Origin of the sequence: Mucilaginibacter rigui (assembly GCF_014773275.1) — a bacterium.
GTDB classification, from domain to species: Bacteria; Bacteroidota; Bacteroidia; order Sphingobacteriales; family Sphingobacteriaceae; genus Mucilaginibacter; species Mucilaginibacter rigui_A.
This window is the reverse complement of sequence record NZ_JACWMW010000001.1, coordinates 1257431-1276178: the sequence shown is the minus strand read 5'-3', so window position 1 is coordinate 1276178 and position 18748 is coordinate 1257431. Positions and strand designations below refer to the sequence as shown.

The 18748-nt window shown below is 44.2% G+C and carries 14 protein-coding genes; 8 read left to right on the top strand and 6 right to left on the bottom strand.

Going from position 1 to position 18748, the window contains the following annotated elements; translation table 11 throughout:
* Positions 1-13 precede the first annotated feature (13 nt).
* A complete protein-coding gene (locus IDJ75_RS05630) occupies positions 14-2587 on the bottom strand; it encodes a phosphoenolpyruvate carboxylase (RefSeq protein ID WP_191174605.1) in 2574 nt (857 codons plus the stop codon).
* Between the two features lie 191 nt (positions 2588-2778).
* Here IDJ75_RS05630 and IDJ75_RS05625 point away from each other — a divergent pair, with 191 nt between their 5' ends.
* A complete protein-coding gene (locus IDJ75_RS05625) occupies positions 2779-4938 on the top strand; it encodes an FUSC family membrane protein (RefSeq protein WP_191174604.1) in 2160 nt (719 codons plus the stop codon).
* A gap of 30 nt (positions 4939-4968) precedes the next feature.
* Here IDJ75_RS05625 and IDJ75_RS05620 read toward each other — a convergent pair whose 3' ends face one another.
* Positions 4969-5457: a PRC-barrel domain-containing protein gene (locus tag IDJ75_RS05620; RefSeq protein ID WP_191174603.1), complete on the bottom strand. Its 489-nt coding sequence runs from the start codon at positions 5455-5457 to the stop codon at positions 4969-4971.
* Positions 5458-5481: 24 nt separating this feature from the next.
* On the bottom strand, positions 5482-6132 hold the full coding sequence (locus IDJ75_RS05615; RefSeq protein ID WP_191174602.1) for an OmpA family protein: 651 nt from the start codon (positions 6130-6132) through the stop codon (positions 5482-5484).
* A gap of 297 nt (positions 6133-6429) precedes the next feature.
* Between IDJ75_RS05615 and IDJ75_RS05610 the strand changes: the two genes are divergently transcribed.
* Positions 6430-7980, top strand: coding sequence for a M20/M25/M40 family metallo-hydrolase (locus IDJ75_RS05610; RefSeq protein ID WP_191174601.1), 1551 nt, complete (start codon positions 6430-6432; stop codon positions 7978-7980).
* A 118-nt stretch (positions 7981-8098) separates the two neighbouring features.
* On the opposite strand, the gene IDJ75_RS05605 is transcribed toward IDJ75_RS05610, so the two are convergent.
* Both IDJ75_RS05605 and IDJ75_RS05600 read right to left on the bottom strand, forming a co-directional pair.
* Positions 8099-8827: a ThuA domain-containing protein gene (locus IDJ75_RS05605; RefSeq protein ID WP_191174600.1), complete on the bottom strand. Its 729-nt coding sequence runs from the start codon at positions 8825-8827 to the stop codon at positions 8099-8101.
* Between the two features lie 79 nt (positions 8828-8906).
* Positions 8907-10616 carry a GMC oxidoreductase gene (locus IDJ75_RS05600; RefSeq protein ID WP_191174599.1) on the bottom strand — a complete coding sequence of 570 codons (1710 nt, stop codon included), beginning with the start codon at positions 10614-10616 and terminating at the stop codon, positions 8907-8909.
* 125 nt (positions 10617-10741) lie between these two features.
* Between IDJ75_RS05600 and IDJ75_RS05595 the strand changes: the two genes are divergently transcribed.
* The 6 genes from IDJ75_RS05595 to msrB all read left to right on the top strand — a co-directional run bounded on the left by IDJ75_RS05595 (position 10742) and on the right by msrB (position 18351).
* Positions 10742-11596: an MOSC domain-containing protein gene (locus IDJ75_RS05595; RefSeq protein ID WP_224746491.1), complete on the top strand. Its 855-nt coding sequence runs from the start codon at positions 10742-10744 to the stop codon at positions 11594-11596.
* On the top strand, positions 11593-11886 hold the full coding sequence (locus IDJ75_RS05590; RefSeq protein WP_224746490.1) for a VOC family protein: 294 nt from the start codon (positions 11593-11595) through the stop codon (positions 11884-11886). Before IDJ75_RS05595 ends, IDJ75_RS05590 begins: the two co-directional genes overlap by 4 nt.
* The gene (locus IDJ75_RS21305; RefSeq protein ID WP_262892092.1) at positions 11868-11996 is read left to right on the top strand and encodes a VOC family protein; all 129 of its coding nucleotides are present in this window, start codon (positions 11868-11870) and stop codon (positions 11994-11996) included. The genes IDJ75_RS05590 and IDJ75_RS21305 overlap by 19 nt, the downstream gene beginning before the upstream one ends.
* A 158-nt stretch (positions 11997-12154) precedes the next feature.
* Positions 12155-14485, top strand: coding sequence for a penicillin-binding protein 1A (locus IDJ75_RS05585; protein WP_191174598.1), 2331 nt, complete (start codon positions 12155-12157; stop codon positions 14483-14485).
* A 69-nt stretch (positions 14486-14554) separates the two neighbouring features.
* The gene (locus IDJ75_RS05580; protein ID WP_191174597.1) at positions 14555-17722 is read left to right on the top strand and encodes a peptidase MA family metallohydrolase; all 3168 of its coding nucleotides are present in this window, start codon (positions 14555-14557) and stop codon (positions 17720-17722) included.
* 137 nt (positions 17723-17859) lie between these two features.
* Positions 17860-18351: a peptide-methionine (R)-S-oxide reductase MsrB gene (gene msrB / locus IDJ75_RS05575; protein ID WP_224746489.1), complete on the top strand. Its 492-nt coding sequence runs from the start codon at positions 17860-17862 to the stop codon at positions 18349-18351.
* Here the strand turns inward: msrB and IDJ75_RS05570 are convergent.
* The gene (locus tag IDJ75_RS05570) at positions 18341-18643 is read right to left on the bottom strand and encodes a GIY-YIG nuclease family protein (protein WP_317173741.1); all 303 of its coding nucleotides are present in this window, start codon (positions 18641-18643) and stop codon (positions 18341-18343) included. The two genes, msrB and IDJ75_RS05570, sit on opposite strands and share 11 nt — an antisense overlap.
* Positions 18644-18748 lie beyond the last annotated feature (105 nt).

The window sequence follows — 18748 nt, the reverse complement described above, 5'->3', positions numbered from 1 at the left end:
GTACTTATGGCATTTACGCCAAATTCCTTCCGGCGTTCACAATACCGTACACCGTACGTATCACCAGCTTGTTATAAATACCAATCAACTCTTCATCGTCGGTATTATTAAGGCATTGCAGGGCATAGTGCTGTATAATAACCAATGGCAATACAATCTTCTCGCGTATGGCTATCGAACGCCTGTCAACCGGGAACTCTTCCATCAATACTTTGGTATCGGTAAGTTCCAGCAGCATTTCGCGGGTTAACTCATATTCTGCTTTCAGCCCTTTCCAAAAAGCGCTGAACTTTTTATCCTTAGCCATGTAAGCCGTAACCCTAAAGTCGGATTTGGTCATAGACATCATACAGTTATCCAGCATGGTTTTAAAGAAACCCGAGTTTTGATAAAGCTCTTTCACCTCTTTCCATTTACCGCCGTCCTTCATTTTCTTTAAAGCAGTACCCACTCCGTAAAAACCGGGAATATTTTGTTTTAACTGGCTCCATGAAGTAACAAAGCTGATAGCGCGCAGGTCTTCCAACTTCAGTTTGGCACCCGCGTTACGCTTGGTTGGCCGGCTGCTGATGTTGATCTGCGATAGCAATTTAAGCGGACTATAATTTTCCAGATACTCCATAAACAGCGGGTGCTCGCGCAGCGCCAGAAACAGGCCGTGGCTTTCTTCGGCCATTTCGGCTATCAGGGCTTTATGCTTGTTATCCAACAAATCGTTATGGTTGGGGTGCAGCGCGCTTATGATACCTGCGTTTATCAACTGCTCGGTATTGAACCTCGCCGTTTCTACCGACCCATATTGTGAGCTCACCGTTTGCCCTTGTATAGTAAGCTGGATATGATCGTTAGCAATTTCTTTACCCATAGACGCGTAAAAACGGTGTGTTTTACCACCACCACGTGCCGGCGGGCCACCCCTGCCGTCAAAAAACGCCAGTGTAATATCGTATTTGCGGGCCATGGCGGTAAGCTCAACCTTGGCTTTATAAATGCTCCAGTTAGCCATCAGGTAACCACCATCCTTGGTGCTATCGCTAAAGCCCAGCATAATGGTTTGCTTGTTACCGCGTTTCTTTAAATGCGCTTTGTAGAACGGGTGGGTATATAATTTCTCCATCACATCTGCGGCATGTTTAAGGTCGTTAACGGTTTCAAACAATGGCATAAAGTCAACACTCAGTTTATCTTTTTCCCATCCGCTCCACAAAAACAGGGCAATTAGTTGCAAAATATCTGATGCCTGTTGGCAGTTACTGATGATGAAACGCTGGCAGCCCTTTTCACCGTTGCTGTGCTGTATCTGCTTCATCAGCCTGATGGTGTCCAGTGTATCGCGGATAAGGCTATCAGCAGTTGCAGGGCATTTAAAATCGGCCTGGTTAAAGGGCAGGCTTTTAATTTTAGCCTCCTCGTTCATCTCTGCATAGTTTTTCGGTACGCCGGTATAAACCTTTTCGGTAGTGTATTTAAATACATCGCGCAGTACGCGGCTATCCTGCCTTATATCAAGTGTGGCAAAGTACGAACCGAATAAGTTTACCTTTTGGATCAGGTTATCTACAATGTTCACAAACAGGCTATCGTGCTCGGTAACCAGCGTTTGGCGCATAGATCTGAGTAGTTTCAGCAACTCAGGCTGCAGATCTTTCGGGTTATCCTGCGGGTTAAATGCGTTATCGTAAAGTACCGCTTCCAGTTTGCTGATGGTGTCGGCAAAGCCCCTGAAAGTGATGCGGCGTTTCAGGTTCCTGAAATCGCGGTAGTAACAGCGGTAAATAATTTGCCTTAATAAAGTTGATACCGAACGGGTAGTTTCGGTGGTAACGTTGGGGTTACCGTCGCGATCGCCACCAGGCCAAAAGCCAAGTTCAAGCACCTGCGGGTTACCCTCAATATCAAACTCTTCTTCCAATTTTGACTGGATGCCCGATAACGCATTATAAAATATATTCTCCAGGAACCACACCAAACTCACAGCCTCATCAACCGGGGTTGGCGATGTTTTGTTAAAGAATGGTGTTTTACCCAACTGCTGCAATAATCCGTCAATAGATGGGATATCGTTGGTTTTAAGCGCCTCTATCAGGTCAGTCATGATACCCAGAACAGTGCCCGGGTAAAACTGAGTAGGGTGCGCGGTAAGCACCAGCCTTAACGAAAAATCTTTTAGTTGCCTGCTGATGTTTGCCCTTGCCTGCTCGCTTTGCGATGCCTGCTGCACCATGCTTTGCAGCGTTCCGGTATCATCAACACGGCCAACCTTGGCAAATGATGAATCTTCAATGGCATCAAATAAAACCACCTGGCGCTCTATATATTGTATAAACCTAAACAAGCGGTTTATCTGCTCGCGATGGTCAACATTAGGTACGTATTTTTTGAAAAACGATTCGATGATCTCTGTAGGTGATAGCTGGTCGGCCGTCCCCTTATCGCAGTGCGAACTAAAGAATGGCAGCAAGATCCCTGTATCCTTAACCTGGTAAAAAGGCAATGTTTGAAACAAGCTGTTGTACAGCTCAAACCGCTTTACAACTTCGTGGTTAAAGATAGATTCTTTTTGACTGAGCCTTAAGGTTGATGGCATAATGAGTACAGGTTTACAAAGATTAGATAGTTTATTACGCCGTGAATTTAACTATCTAAAATTAAAATACTGTAAAAACTAAAAAATTAATAACGGTTAGTACATTTTAATGCAATAATTGTTATTACGAAACTGTACAAGTTTTATTTGTTTAATTTTGCCACATAAAATCAACACCCAATAATTAGTAGATGAACAACCATAAAAGAGAAATAAAAAGCTTTTTTTATAGTCAGTATTTTTCTGACGGGTTGCGCATGACCATTGGCATCATTACCCCCGCGCTGGTGCTAATGAAACTTGGCGATTTTAATATGGGGCTTACGCTGTCGTTAGGCGCGCTGTGTATCTGCACGATAGACGGACCGGGGCCAATTTCGCACAAGCGCAACGCTATGGCTGTAGGTAATTTTATACTCATCCTGGTAGCGCTAATTACCGGTTACGCCCGTTTTAACGTATTTACTTTAGGGCTGGAAATTACCATCTTTTCTTTCATTTTCTCTATGCTTACGGTTTATGGCAACCGTGCGGCATCAATTGGCACATCAGCTTTGCTGGTGATGATATTTATGATGGACAAGGCCGTCCCCCCGCCTGAGGTACCCATATTTTCTCTAACAATTTTAGCGGGCGGGCTGTGGTATATGATATTCAGCCTGGTGTTTTTCGGTATTCGCCCCTATCGGGCAGCGCAGCAAACCCTTGGCGAAAACGTCGCGGATATTGCTCGTTTCCTGCGGATAAAAGCCGATTTTTATAAGCAAGGTACTGACATTGACGAAAATTATCGCAAACTGGTTTTGCAGCAGATACAGGTAAGTAACCACCAGGATGCTGTAAGAGAAATACTTTTTAAAAGCCGGTTACTGGTAAAAGAATCAACTTCGGCCAGCAGGATACTGGTGCTTACTTTTATTGACCTGGTAGATATGTTTGAGCAGATCATGGCTACTCACTATGATTACACCTACATCCGCGAGAAGTTTGAAAACACCGGGGTATTATCAGAAATAGCCGATTTTTTACAACACGTGGCCGACGACCTGGATAATATAGGCTATGCTGTATTGGCCAACACCCGCCCCGAAAAGCTAAGTAACCTTGAACTGCGCTTAGAACACCTGAAACGCCGCATCGACACCATTGGTACCGATGATAAGGAAACCAGCAACCTGGTGTTAAAAAAGATCCTGATCAACCTGCGCGACCTGAGCAAAAGCATCTCCAATATTTATAAATACTACCATTCAAAAGCGTCGGATAGTTTAGTACAAAGCCCCACCGGTGTAGAGTACTCTAAATTTGTAACCCATCAGGATTTTGCCCCGCATATCTTTTGGGATAACCTTACGCTTAACTCAGGTGCTTTTAAACATGCCCTAAGGGTTGCTTTGGTTTGTTTAGTAGGCTTTATTACCGCAAAAAACTTTTCATTAGGCGGGCATAGCTATTGGGTATTGTTAACCATTATTGTGATACTGAAACCCGGCTTCAGTTTATCAAAACAGCGTAACTACCAGCGTTTAATAGGTACCATTGCCGGGGGCGCTATTGGTATTATGATACTAAATTTCATCCCCGGTAAAACTGCGCAATTTGTTATACTGGTTGCGCTGATGATAGGTACTTATAGTTTCTTGAGGATAAACTACATTGTGGCAGTAATATTCATGACCCCATACGTACTTATCCTGTTTAAGTTTTTAGGGCTGGGCACCATCAACGTTTTCCAGGAGCGGGTTATTGATACGCTGATAGGTTCGGGAATTGCGTTTATTGCCAGTTATGTATTGTTTCCTACATGGGAATTCCAGCAGATCCAGCTGATCTTAAAATCAGTTATCACCGCCGATATCAATTATCTGCAGAAAATCTCTGAAAGCATATCGGGCAAGGTGGTAGAGATAACCGAATACAAGCTTGCACGTAAAGATGTTTATGTAAACTCGGCCAACTTATCGGCCACATTTGAGCGGATGACATCTGAACCTAAAAGCAAACAGCGCAATATCAAGGGCCTGCATAAATTTGTTGTGCTAAATCACATCCTGGCCTCTTACTCGGCTAATATTGCTTCGGCACTTATGCGGTCAGGGCAAAAAACGCCCCATGCGGATATGTTAAAGCTGGTTAAGCGCAGCATCGCTGTATTAAAGGAAACCGATAGAAAACTGGATGGTGAAAGCATTATTCCGCCGGTAGCACCACCAAAAACGGATGGTGTACCAAAGTCGGAAATTACCTCTATCCCCCTTACAGAGGAGGATATTTTGATGAAAGATCAGTTAGGGTTTATCAATAAGATAGCTTCGGATATTGCCAAGGTCACGGATGATGTTTTGAGATAGTTTCTACAGACTGAGGCTGACAACACAATCCTAAGCGTTATCATCACCCGCAATAAAGCCCTCTTCATTTTTGGGGTAAAATTTTGTTTTGCTTACATGGATAGATCCCGGTGGAATTGGTGCGTCTTTTTCAACTTTATCAAGCGCAAGGCGGATCTCTTCATCGGTTCCTTTATTTATTATGCGGCCCCGTTCATAAAGCGGCAATGCCAATAAATTGGTAACACTTACACCGGGCAGTTTAACTTCGTCGTTATCCAGATCAAAGTCTGCAATTTCAATGGGTACCAATACACGCCCCTCTTCAAGGTTGGCATCGTTACTTTCCATATCAACCACAATATAACGGACCTTCCGGGTATCAGGGTCAAAAAGCAATTCGTACACCTCGCCTACTTTATTGCGGTGTGTATCTTTCACATCCCAGCCAAATATTTCGGGCTGGTCGTCTACTATCTCGTAATCACTTTCGCTTAACTCCTGCAAATTGTAATCATCTGTATCTTCTGTCGTAGCCATTGCTTTTTATTTTAAAGGTATAAATTACTTTTTCTCCACGCCCGTGTAAGCCACAATCTCCACACTACGGTTTTGCGCACGGCCTTTTTCGGTAGCATTTGTTGCCACTGGTTTTTGTTCGCCTAATGAATGAACGGTAATCTTAGCTCCGGATAAATGGCCTTCATTTACCAGCCAATCCCTAACAGCATTAGCGCGATTTGCACCCAGGGCTTTGTTATCACCTGCCGACCCAATAGAGTCAGCATGTCCATATATAGCTATTTCTGAAGTTTCGTATCTCTTAAGTAACGATGCTGCCACCTGGTGCAATTTACCGGCAGCGGTAGATTGCAGCGTGCTTTTATTAGGCGGGAACAATATATTTTCGCCAAGGCTGTAAATGGTATATTTATCGTTACCCCTAACAATAATGGCACTATCGGTCACTTCATCCAGCGATGCTTTGGGAATGTTAAAATCAATAGCGTTCCAATCAGGCTGTGTGGTTACAATAACATTGCTGTCGGTTTTTGCGCTGTCCTTTTTAACGGTGTCGGTCGAGTCGACCCTTATAGGTGCCGAACGGTTACATCCCCTATAAAGCAAAACAGCCGCAGCTATTGCTAAAATTGCAAATATGATCCATATAAATACTGAGCTTTTGCGCTTGGGCTGAACGTCTAACTGTGCCATAATGCTTTATTATGTTTATCTGTTGATTAATAAGCATTAATCAGGCCAAGTTTGAGTTTTTTTAACCACGAGCACACGGAGAATCTAAATCGACTACCACAAAGGTCACAAAGTATATATTCATTATTCTATACGATATTCCTTTTGTGTTTCTCTGTGAAAACCCCTGTGTTCTCTGTGATTAAAAGTCAACTAAAAATTCTAACAAACTTGTTACATCACCATTCATAATATGTTTTGCGCCCTGCATTTTATACATTCGCTATACAAACTAACTAAGCCCTATATCAAACTGATATGAAAAATTTTACCAAACTAATTATGGCATCGGCATTGTTTGCCGGTAGCACCACGTTTGCGCAAACTAAAAACGCGGTTGTTGATAATATTGTGAAGGAAGCCACCGATAACTCGCAGCTGGAAAAACTGGCGCACGAGTTGTTTGACGGTATTGGCCCGCGCCTGGTAGGCACCCCCGGTTTCGACAAAGCCGGCAAATGGGCGCTCGACAAATACAAAGGCTGGGGCATTACAGCCCGCCAGGAAAAATGGGGAGAATGGCGCGGCTGGGAGCGTGGTATAACCCACATTGATATGGTTTACCCACGCGTACACAGCATTGAAGGTACACAACTTGCCTGGAGCCCCGGGATGAAAAAACCGGTTACCGCCGAGGTTATTATTTTACCCGAAGTGACCGATTCTGTAGCTTTCCAAAAATGGCTGCCTGCAGTTAAAGGCAAATTTGTAATGATATCTATGAACCAACCAACCGGAAGGCCCGATGATAACTGGAAGGAATTTGCCCTAAGCGGATCTATTGATAAAATGAAAGCTGCCCGCACTGCCCAAACCGATGCATGGCGCAAACGCATTAGCAATACTGGTTTTAACACCCGTACCTTACCCGTTGCGCTTGAAAAAGCAGGCGCTGCCGGTATTGTTACCAATAACTGGAGCGCAGGTTTTGGGGTTGATAAAATATTTGGCGCTTATACCAAAACCATCCCTACCGTTGATATTGCTTTAGAGGATTACGGTATGCTGTACCGCCTTGCCGATAACAACGAAAAACCAAAGATCACCATACAGGCGGAATCAAAAGAACTTGGTGTTGTACCAACCTTTAACGTGGTTGGCGAGATAAAAGGCACCGAAAAACCAAACGAATACGTGATGCTTTCGGCCCACTTTGATTCATGGGATGGCGGCACCGGGGCTACCGATAACGGTACAGGTACCCTAACCATGATGGAGGCTATGCGCATTCTTAAAAAGGTTTATCCGCATCCAAAACGTACCATACTTGTTGGCCATTGGGCGAGCGAAGAGCAGGGCCTTAACGGTTCGCGTGCGTTTGTTGAAGATCACCCGGAGATTGTTGCCAACCTTCAGGCTTTATTTAACCAGGATAACGGTACAGGACGCGTGGTTAACATTGGCGGACAAGGTTTTGAAAAAGCAGGCGATTTCATCAGCCGTTGGTTAGAGGCGGTTCCGGATACCATCCGTCACCAGATAAAAACCAGTTTCCCCGGTTCACCGGGCGGCGGCGGGTCTGACTTTGCATCATTTGTTGCTGTAGGCGCACCTGGTTTCTCGTTAAGCTCAAACAGCTGGTCGTATGGTAACTATACCTGGCACACCAACCGCGACACTTACGATAAAGTAGTTTTTGACGACCTGCGAAGCAATGCAATCCTTACTGCCATATTAATTTACATGGCCAGCGAAGACCCCGCAAAACTACCACGCGATAAATCTACTAACTTACCTGCAGGCCGCAACGGCCAACCGGGTAAATGGCCTGAGCCCGTAAAAGCTAACCGCCACGGTGGCTTAGATTAATAAGATGCTTAATTATAAAGAAGGCCGCTTCAGTTTATGAGGCGGCCTTTTTTGTGGAATTAACTTTTATCATTCATCCACGCGTCATTGCTACGCTACGCTCGCAATGATGAATCGATTACTTCTTCCCTATCGCATATTGTATACCACCCAGCAAATGTTTTAAATAAAGCGGATCGGCGTATGATGCATCGGTATGGCCAAGAGCCGTATAAAAAGCACGACCGCCATCATAACTATGATACCAGCTCATAGGATGATTATCGCCATTCTCACCGCCGGTGTAGCTCTTCTCGTCTATCTTGATCAGTACATGCAGGTCATTAGCTATCCATTTGTAATTGTACCATTCATCAAGCCTGCGCCACGTTGCGGGTAAATGCTTAGTGGCAATAAAATTCCTGTCTACAATATTCAGGTTCGCCTCCTGCTGTTTACTGGGATGGCTTTTAAAATAAGCGCCTACCAGGTTACCGTACCATGGCCAATCATACTCGGTATCGGTAGCGGCATGTACACCTACAAAACCGTGCCCAGCTTTTATATACTGTTCAAAAGCAGTTTGCTGCCCGGCATTCAGCACATCGCCTGTAGTGCTCAAAAATATTACCGCGGCATATTGCTTTAAATTGTCAGTAGTAAATAATGCTGAATTGGTGGTGGTATCTACATCAAAGTTATTCTCCCTGCCCAGTTTTATGATAGCAGGAATCCCTACCGTTATCGACTCATGATGAAAGCCCGCTGTTTTACAAAAAATAAGCACTTTGGGTTTTGGCTTAGCACAACTTATAGCTGTAACCAAACAGATAAGCATTAAGGTAGTAACAATATTTTTGATCTTCATAGTTGTGTTTTTAGTCTTGTGTCTTGATTCCTGAATCTGATCCAGTCTTGTATCTTGATTCTTTTCTCTTAAATCGATTTTAAAGGTTTCCTTTTTTCAATTCATCCGCAGCAAAATTGGCTGCACGTGCGGTAAGCGCCATATAAGTTAACGATGGATTTTGGCAGGCGGATGAGGTCATGCAGGCGCCGTCGGTTACAAACACGTTTTTGGCATCCCAAACCTGATTGTTGCCGTTCAGTACCGATGTTTTGGGGTCGCGGCCCATACGCGCAGTACCCATTTCGTGGATGCCATCGCCAATATTGTGACCGCTGTCGTGCGTTTCTACATTTTTAACGCCTGCTGCTTCCAGCATTGCTTTGGCTTCCTTTACAATATCTATACGCATCTTCTTCTCGTTATCCTTTATCTCGGCATCCATAGATAATATGGGCAAGCCCCATTTATCCTTACGGGTTTTATCGAGGGTTATCTTATTTTCATGGTAAGGCAATAATTCGCCAAAACCACCAAAGCCTATTCTCCAGGCTCCCGGTTCAGATAACTCATCTTTATAAGCAGCACCGATATTCATTTCGGCTATTTCGCGGCTCCATCCGTTACGGCCTGCACCACCCTGGTAACCAAATCCACGCAAATAATCGCGCTTATCGGTACCCACGTTGGCAAAACGTACTATATATGGCCCGTTTGCCCTGCGGCCGTAATAGTATTTATCGTCATAACCTTCCACCTCGCCGCTTGCGCCAAGGTTGTAATGATGATCCATAATGTTATGGCCAAGTTCGCCGCTGCTGCTGCCCAGGCCGCCTTCCCAAATATCTGTTGCCGAATTCATCAGCACCCAGGCACTATTTAATGCCGATGCGTTCACAAACACCACCTTGGCGTAAAATTCATACGTTTTGTTGGTTACAGCATCGAGCACCTCTACGCCTTTGGCTTTTTGGGTGTCTTTATCATACAATATCCTGGTCACTATTGATTGAGGCCTCACAGTTAATTTTCTGGTACGTAACGCTGCAGGCAGAGTTGATGACTGTGTGCTGAAATATCCGCCGAAAGGACATCCCTCCCAGCAACGGTTACGGAACTGGCAGGCAGTACGGTAAGGGATAGGTTTGGTTAGGTTAGCCACCCGCCCAATGATCATATGCCTGCCGAATTGTTTTTTAATACTTGCCGCCACATCACGCTCTACCCAGTTCAGATCCATTGGCGGTAAAAAGTGCCCATCGGGCAGGTTGGGGATGCCTTCTACGGAACCGCTGATGCCCGCAAACTTCTCTACATGGTCATACCAGGGTGCAATATCTTTATAACGGATAGGCCAGTCAATCGCCCAGCCATCTTTATCGTTTGCTTCAAAATCAAGATCGCTCCAGCGATAGCTTTGGCGGCCCCATAAAATAGAGCGGCCACCCAAACGGTACGATCGCCACCAGTTAAACGGTTTCACCTCTGCATAAGGTGCATCCTGCTCATTGGCCCATGCATCTATCACCGCTTCCTGCGCTCCCCAATTGCGCGATATTACCGGGCGTTGTTTACGCTGCTGCTGGGTTACATTGCCGCGGTGCTCAAAATCCCATGGGTTATATTGCGCTGTTTTATAATCTTTTATATGTTCATAGTTTGAGCCACGCTCAAGCATAATGGTTTTAAGGCCGCGTTCGGTAAGTTCTTTTGCAGCCCATCCGCCGCTTATGCCCGATCCTATTACAATTGCATCATACGTGTTGTTGGCCGTAGCCTTGCCATTAATGTTGGGTGCGTTTATCGACATATTTTAAGGTTATAAACCGGTTTAGGAGAACCGGTGGGTTATTGGTTTAACAATACTATTAATTAATAGCCAATAAATCAACTGTAATTTAAACAATTATAAATGAGTTTAAAAATCATGTGCCAATGCATTACTTTTGTGATATGCTTACCGTTAGCCAGCTGTTTATTTACCCCATAAAATCGTTAGGTGGCATTGCGCTTACAACCGCGCAACTAACCGACCGCGGCCTGCAACACGACCGCCGCTGGATGCTGATAGATGACAATAACCGCTTCCTGTCGCAACGCGAACACGCGCAAATGGCCTTGTTTAAGATCGAAGTTTTAGCCGACGCGTTAAAAGTTACTTATACTACCGATGGCTCAAGCATAAGTATCCCATTTTTACCCTTAAAGAATGATCTGCTTGATGTAACAATATGGGATGATACCTGCACCGGTCAGTTAGTTAGCGATATTGTTGACGCCTGGTTTACCGTAAAGCTGGGCATCCCTGCCCGCCTTGTTTACATGCCTGATGAAACCCATCGCGCGGCCGACCCCAGGTATACTACCCAAGGCACTATAGCTTCTTTTGCGGATGCTTACCCGGCATTGCTGATAGGACAAGCATCGCTGGATGATCTGAACAACCGTTTATTGGAGAAACTGCCTATGAACCGCTTTAGGCCAAACATTGTGTTTACCGGCGGCGAGCCTTACAGCGAAGACCTTATGAACCATATTACCATAAACGGGGTGGATATGTATGGTGTGAAGCTTTGCGCCCGTTGCGTAATGACCACTATAGACCAGGAAACCATAGCCAAAGGCAAAGAACCGTTAAAAACCCTTGCCCGCTATCGCCGTAAAGGCAGTAAAATATTATTTGGACAAAACCTGGCCTTTAACAGCAATGGCATTATAAGCGTAGGCGATGAACTGCAAGTATTATCAATACATACCGAAGAAAGGTTTTTGCTGGAAGCCGTTGTATGAAAAACTATATTGCCCATATTAGCTTGCTGGTAGATGATTATGATGATGCCATTAAATTTTACACAAAGAAGCTTGGTTTTGAACTGATTGAGGATACCCATTTAAGCGAAAATAAAAGATGGGTTTTGATTGCACCAAAAGGCGCATCGGGATGTAATTTACTACTGGCGAAAGCTGCTAATGCCGAACAGGAAAGCCGCGTAGGAAACCAAACCGGCGGGAGAGTATTTCTATTTTTACATACTGACAATTTAGCAGGGATTATCAGCAGATGCTTGACAAAAAAGTGAATTTTGTGCGCAAGCCAACAGATGAAGCGTACGGAACCGTTGCCGTATTTGAAGACCTGTATGGTAATTTATGGGATTTGATTGGAACAACTACTGCTTCGGCAGTGTAATTTTATAAACACTGTTTAAATAAATTCACCTAACCCCTCCCATTAAAATATTTCTCCACGCAAACATCTTAACTTAAAATTTACTTGTTAAAATTGCGTTGTTAATTTTTGTCGACCGCCCGTTATGATTTGGGCGCATAATTTTACATCTTTACCCAATGTTCAGAGAGATAAAGAACCGGTATCTACGCTATTTTACCGTATTTATATATTTTATTATCATCTTTTTCTGCGCCATCGAGATAAATTTTCTGTGGCTTTTTGGCTACTCGCCTGATATGGAGGATATTAAAACCCCTACCATGTCGGTATCATCCGAAGTATATACTGCTGATGGTAAACTTATTGGCCGTTTTTACAAAGAGAACCGTTCCCCTGTCGATTATAAAAGCATTTCTCCTAATCTTGTAAACGCTTTGGTAGCAACCGAAGATGTACGCTTTTACAAACATGGCGGAGTAGATTTCCTGGGCTTTATAGGCAGTTTGGTATCTACTGCAAAAGGCGACCGCCGTGGTGGCAGTACCATTACCCAACAACTGGCAAAAAACCTGTTCAGCACCCGTAAGCGTAAATCGCAGGGGCTCATTAGGCACGTACCACTTTTACGCACCGTAGTATTTAAGTGCAAGGAATGGATAACTGCCTATAAAATTGAGCATCAGTACACCAAACAGCAAATACTTACCATGTATTTAAATACCGTTCCGTTTGGTAACAACTCATTTGGTATAAAAACGGCTACGCTAAAATATTTCAACAAATCGCCAAATGCGGTAAACCCTGCCGAAGCGGCCACTTTAATTGGCATGCTTAAAGCTACATCAACCTATAACCCTAAAACTAATCCCGAAAAATCGCTTGAGCGACGTAACGTGGTATTGAGCCAGATGGAAAAATACGGTTACCTTAAAAAACCGGAGTACACCGCTAACGTTGCGCTACCCTTAAATTTGAACCTGAACTACCGCGACAATACCGGCCAGGGCGATTCATACATCCGCCGCGCGGTTGAAAAATGGCTGGATAAATGGTGCAAGCAAAATGATTACGACCTTTATGAGGATGGTTTAAAGATCTACACCACCATCGACTCTAAACTACAGCAATACGCCGAAGAAGCCGTTGCTCAAAAAATGAAGATGCTGCAAAAGCGCTTTAACAATCTTTGGGGCAATAAAAACCCATGGCGCGATAGTAAAGGTGTTGAGATAAAAGACTTTTTACTGAAAGCCGAGCAAAGGCTGCCGATATACAAGCTACTGAGCAAAAAATACAACGGCGATACCACGCAAATAAATAAGTATTTTGAAAAGAAGAAACGCATGAGCGTATTTACCTGGAATGGCGACAGGGATACTACCTTCTCCAGTGTTGATTCGATAAAATACTATACCAAAATACTAAACACCGGTATGATGACCATGGAGCCATCAACCGGGAAAATTAAAGTTTGGGTTGGCGGCATTGATCATAAATACTTTAATTACGACCACGTAAACCAGGCCAAACGCCAGGCAGGCTCAACCTTTAAGCCTTTTGCCTACGTTACTGCGCTTGATAATGGCTTTACCCCCTGCGATAAATTTACAGACAAGCCCGTAACCATCAAATTTAAAGACAATGGTAAGGATGATGTTTGGCAGCCAAATAATGCCGATTTCCATTTCTCGTACCGCGAAATGTCGTTACGGTGGGCGATGGGTAAATCTGTAAACTCCATTACCGCACAGGTTACCGAGCACGTTGGCTGGGATAAAATTGTACAATACGCACATAAAATAGGTATCGAAAGCCCGTTGAAATCGGTACCATCGGTATCATTAGGTTCAAATGATGTTTCGGTTTACGAAATGGTACGCGCCTACAGTACCTTCCTTAACAAAGGCGAAAAAGTTGATCCATTACTGGTAACCAAAATAACCGACCAAAAAGGTAACATTATACAGGAATTCGCCTTAAAAGCCGAGCGTGTTTTAAGCGAAGAAACCGCATGGCTGATGCTATATATGTTCCGGGGCGGCATGGAAGAACCGGGTGGTACTTCGCAAGCCCTATGGGAGTACCCGGGCCTATGGAAAAAGAATAACCAGATAGGCGGTAAAACCGGTACATCAAGTGATTATGTAGACGGCTGGTATATGGGTATCACTAAAGACCTGGTAACAGGTATCTGGGTGGGTGCCGATGACCGCAGCGTACACTTTACCTCGTCAGAAACCGGCGAAGGCTCACATACAGCCCTGCCCATATTTGGCGCCTTTATGGAAAAAGTGTATGCTGATCCAAACTCCGGCTATACGTATGGGCCCTTCCCAAAACCATGGGTAAAAATAACCAAGGAGTACATGTGCCCATCGCCTGTTATAAGGGAGGATACAACATCAACAGATAGCTTACAGGAAATGCCTATGGATACTACTGCCGCGCCTGTAACCGTGCCCGCACCTGAGGAGAACCCTGAAAATAAACCACCGGCCACCCAATAAAATAAGCAACCATGTTTGTATAGGGTACGTATTTAATATAAATTAGCATAATTGTATAATACGCTATATATGAATAAACGTTACCCCTGCAATTTATCCATACGGTATCCTTTTATATTATCATGCCTGTTATGCGCATTACTGTTTAACCAGCAGGCTAAGGCGCAAAACTTTGGGCAAAACAAGGTGCGCTATAAAAATCTTAAGTTCAAGGTTTACAAAACTCCGCATTTCGAGATTTACTACTATCTTAAGAATGATAGCGTTATTAAACGCTTCGCGCAGGAGAGCGAGTTGTGGTACACACTGCACCAGCAGGTTTTTCGCGATACTTTCAACAAGCCCAACCCTGTTATTTTATACAGCAACCACCCCGATTTTCAACAAAGCACGCTGGTTGATGCATCTGTTGGTTTAGGTGGCGTAACCGAAAGTTTAAAGAACAGGGTAATTATGCCTATTGCCGAAACCAATCAGTTAACCCGCCACGTTATTGGGCATGAATTGGTGCACGCGTTTCAATACCATATGCTTTTTGGTGCCGACTCGGTAGGCTATGAACGTGCCGGCGAAGTGCCGCTATGGATGGTTGAAGGTATGGCCGAGTACCTTTCATTAGGTAAAAAGGATGCTTACACCGCCATGTGGGTACGTGATGCCTACCTGAATAATGATATCCCAACCATTGAAGCGCTGACCAATTCAAACAAATATTTCCCATATCGTTACGGGCAGGCGTTCTGGTCGTTTCTCGGTTCTACTTATGGCGATAGCGTCATTGTTCCGTTTTTTAAAAATGCCGCACGTTTTGGTGTACAATACGGCATTAGGCGCACCTTGGGCTATGATGATAAAACACTATCGCAGTTATGGAAAAACTCCATCCAAAATACATATAAGCCATTTTTAAAGGATACCGCGCAGGTACCAACCGGGCGTAAATTAATTACAACCAAGATCAGGGGCGATATCACCGCGCCATCGGTTAGCCCGGATGGGAAGTACCTCACCTACCTGTCGCAAAAAGGCTTGTTCAGTATTGATCTTTATCTGGCCGATGCTTACTCTGGACGCGATATAAAAAAACTCACCAGCAGTACATCAAACACACACATCGATGAGTTTAACTTTATAGAATCGGCGGGCGCATGGTCGCCGGATAGCAAACGTTTCGCTTTCAGCGTTTTCAGCAAGGGCCGAAACCGGATGTTGGTTATTGAAGTGCCATCGGGTAAACTGCTGAATGATATTTCTATGGAAAAGGCCGAGCAGTTCAGTAACCTTTCCTGGTCGCCCGATGGCAAAAGCATTGTTTTACAGGGGCTATCTGAAGGGCATACCGACCTGTATCTCTATAGTTTTGTTAGCAAAAGCGTAAAACAACTTACTAATGATAAGTACACTGAATACCAGCCAAGTTTTTCAAAGGATGGTAAAAAGGTGATTTTTTCTTCAGATAGAACCACATACGATAAATCGTTATCGCAAGAAATAACCTTTAACCTGGCCGAGCTCGACCTGGCCACGGGCAAAATAACCGACCTGAATATTTTTAATGGTGCAAACAACCTAAACCCCCAGTACTCGGCCGATGGCTCGCAGATCTACTTCCTGTCAAACCGGGATGGCTTCCGTAATATGTACCGTTATACGATGGCCGGTGGTAAAATTGAACAAATGACTAATTTGTTTACAGGTATCAGCGGCATTACCGAGTACTCGCCTGCCCTGACCTTATCTGATAAGGATGATGTACTGTACTCCTATTACCGGGCGCAAAAATTTACCATATATTCGGCAAAAGCATCTGAGTTTAAGCCTACAGTTGTGGAAGCGGGCGCCACTAATTTTGATGCGGCTATGCTACCTCCGCCACGTTCTGCAGGGGTCGACCTGGTCAACTCCAACCTGAATAACTTTTTAGCATACCGCAAAATCCCGCTTGACTCAATTAAGTCCACCCCGTATAAATCAAAATTCAAGCTCGATTATTTGGCAAGCAGCGGTATCGGCGCATCTATTGGTACTTATGGAGCCGGTTTATCAAGCGGCATCCAGGGCGTTTTTACAGATATTTTAGGCCGTAACCAGATCTATGCCGGGGTAGCCGTTAATGGCGAGGTATATGATTTTGGTGGGCAGGTGGTGTATCTGAACCAGCAGGGCCGCTGGAATTTTGGCCTTGGGGTTTCACATATCCCCTATCAATCGGGTAATTATGGTTACGATTTTACAACTATTGATATTAACGGCAAACAAACACCCGTTTATGAAGAAAAAACGGATATTATCAGGACTTTTGAAGATGCTGTGCAAGCCTTTGCATCCTACCCTATTTCGCGCTCGTTAAGGGCCGAAGTGGGCACATCTGCATCCAGGTACTCCTACCGGGTTGACAGGTACAGCACCTATTACGATTATACAACAACAACCGACGCAAACGGCGTTAACCAAAATATTATTGGCAACGCTATTGACTTTAAAAAACATAAAATATCCCGCCAGGATTTTTTGGATGATTATGGGATAAACCTGCAATCTTTCGCTGTATACAGCGGCCACGTGGCTTTAGTTGGCGACAACTCCTACTCTGGTATTGCAGCACCTCTTGGCGGTCACCGTTTCCGTTTAGAGGCTGAGTATAATGTAGGTACATACAGGTTTTTCTCGCCCACTATTGACCTGAGGCAGTACATTCGCGCAGCGCCGGTTACTTTTGCCGCAAGGTTTTACGGTTACGGGCGTTTTGGCGATAATACAAATGGGCTATACCCACTATATGTAGGTTACCCCTTCCTCATCCGTGGTTATGAGGCACAAACCTTTTATAACGGGCGCACAGCAAACAAAAACGGTTTTACCATCGATCAGTTATCGGGCAATCGTATAGCCGTGGCTAATTTTGAGGTACGCTTACCTTTTACCGGCCCCGAGAAACTGGCAGCTATCAAATCAAAATTCTTGTTTACCGATCTTAACCTGTTTTTTGATGCAGGTTTAGCATGGAATGGCGGCGACCAAATAAAATTTCAGAAAGCACCTGATATGATAGGCACCAATCCGGATGGGACAACTATTTACAACACCAACCAGCGCGTACCGGCTTTAAGCGCGGGTATCTCAATCAGGTTGAATTTGTTTGGGGCCATTATACTTGAGCCATACTATGCTATACCGTTTAACCGTACAGATGTTAAAAAACCTGTATTTGGGTTAAACTTTACACCGGGCTGGTAGGGTTTAAGGCAGGATAACCTTTGGGAGAAGATGTGAAACATTCAATCTGAGATGGCACGAGCTTTTGTAAAATTTATTCTGACAAATCCGGACTTTACAGTGACATCCATGCTGGCATGATATTCGTAAATTCAGGTATGATGAAAAGATCAATTTTAGCCATACTGGCAATAAGCATATTAGCTGTTTTTGGCTGTGATAATAGTAACGGGCAAAATAAAACAGCACAGGAGAAAAGAAGGTTGAGCAAACCTGCTGCGGAGTGGAAAAAGAAACTTACCCCAAACCAATACGAGATAATGGTTAACCGGGGTACCGAACCGCCTTATAAAAACGCTTACTACGATAACCACCAGAAAGGTGTTTATGTAAGCGCTGCCACCGGTGAGGTATTATTTAGCTCGGATGATAAATACGACAGCGGCACAGGCTGGCCAAGTTTTGTAAAGGCCGTAGACCCAAACAAGGTTGAAATTGTACACGACAGCAGCTTTGGTATGAGCCGCGACGAGGTTATTGAAAAAAGCACCGGTTTGCACCTTGGCCATGTATTTGATGACGGCCCTGCAGACAGGGGCGGCAAAAGATATTGCATGAACTCGGGCGCTTTGGTTTTTGTTAAAAAGTAACCGCCCTGCGTGCTGGTTGTATTGATGGCCTGCCGTATATTGGTCTTACCCTTACACCGCTTTCGTATTTTAAACCGGCGGTAAGGTCAACCCAATCAGGGTTTACCGGGCGTATCATTTTTTCTTTTTGCGGGCGGGTGTAAGTGCTTACCGTTTTAAACCGTTCCATAGCCTGCTCTTCAGTATTTATCTCTTCAAAATAAACAAGGCGGTTTAATTGCTGCGCGCTGTCGAAAAATAAAGTTGGCATCTCACCATAAAACTTAAGGGTTTTAAGTAAGTCTGTGCACATACCTACGTGTAAATTTTTCCTGTTTCTGTCTGTGATTATATAAACGAACCTCTTCATTTGATAAAAAATTTTGCTGGTTTAAAAATAATTACTAATTTTATGAGC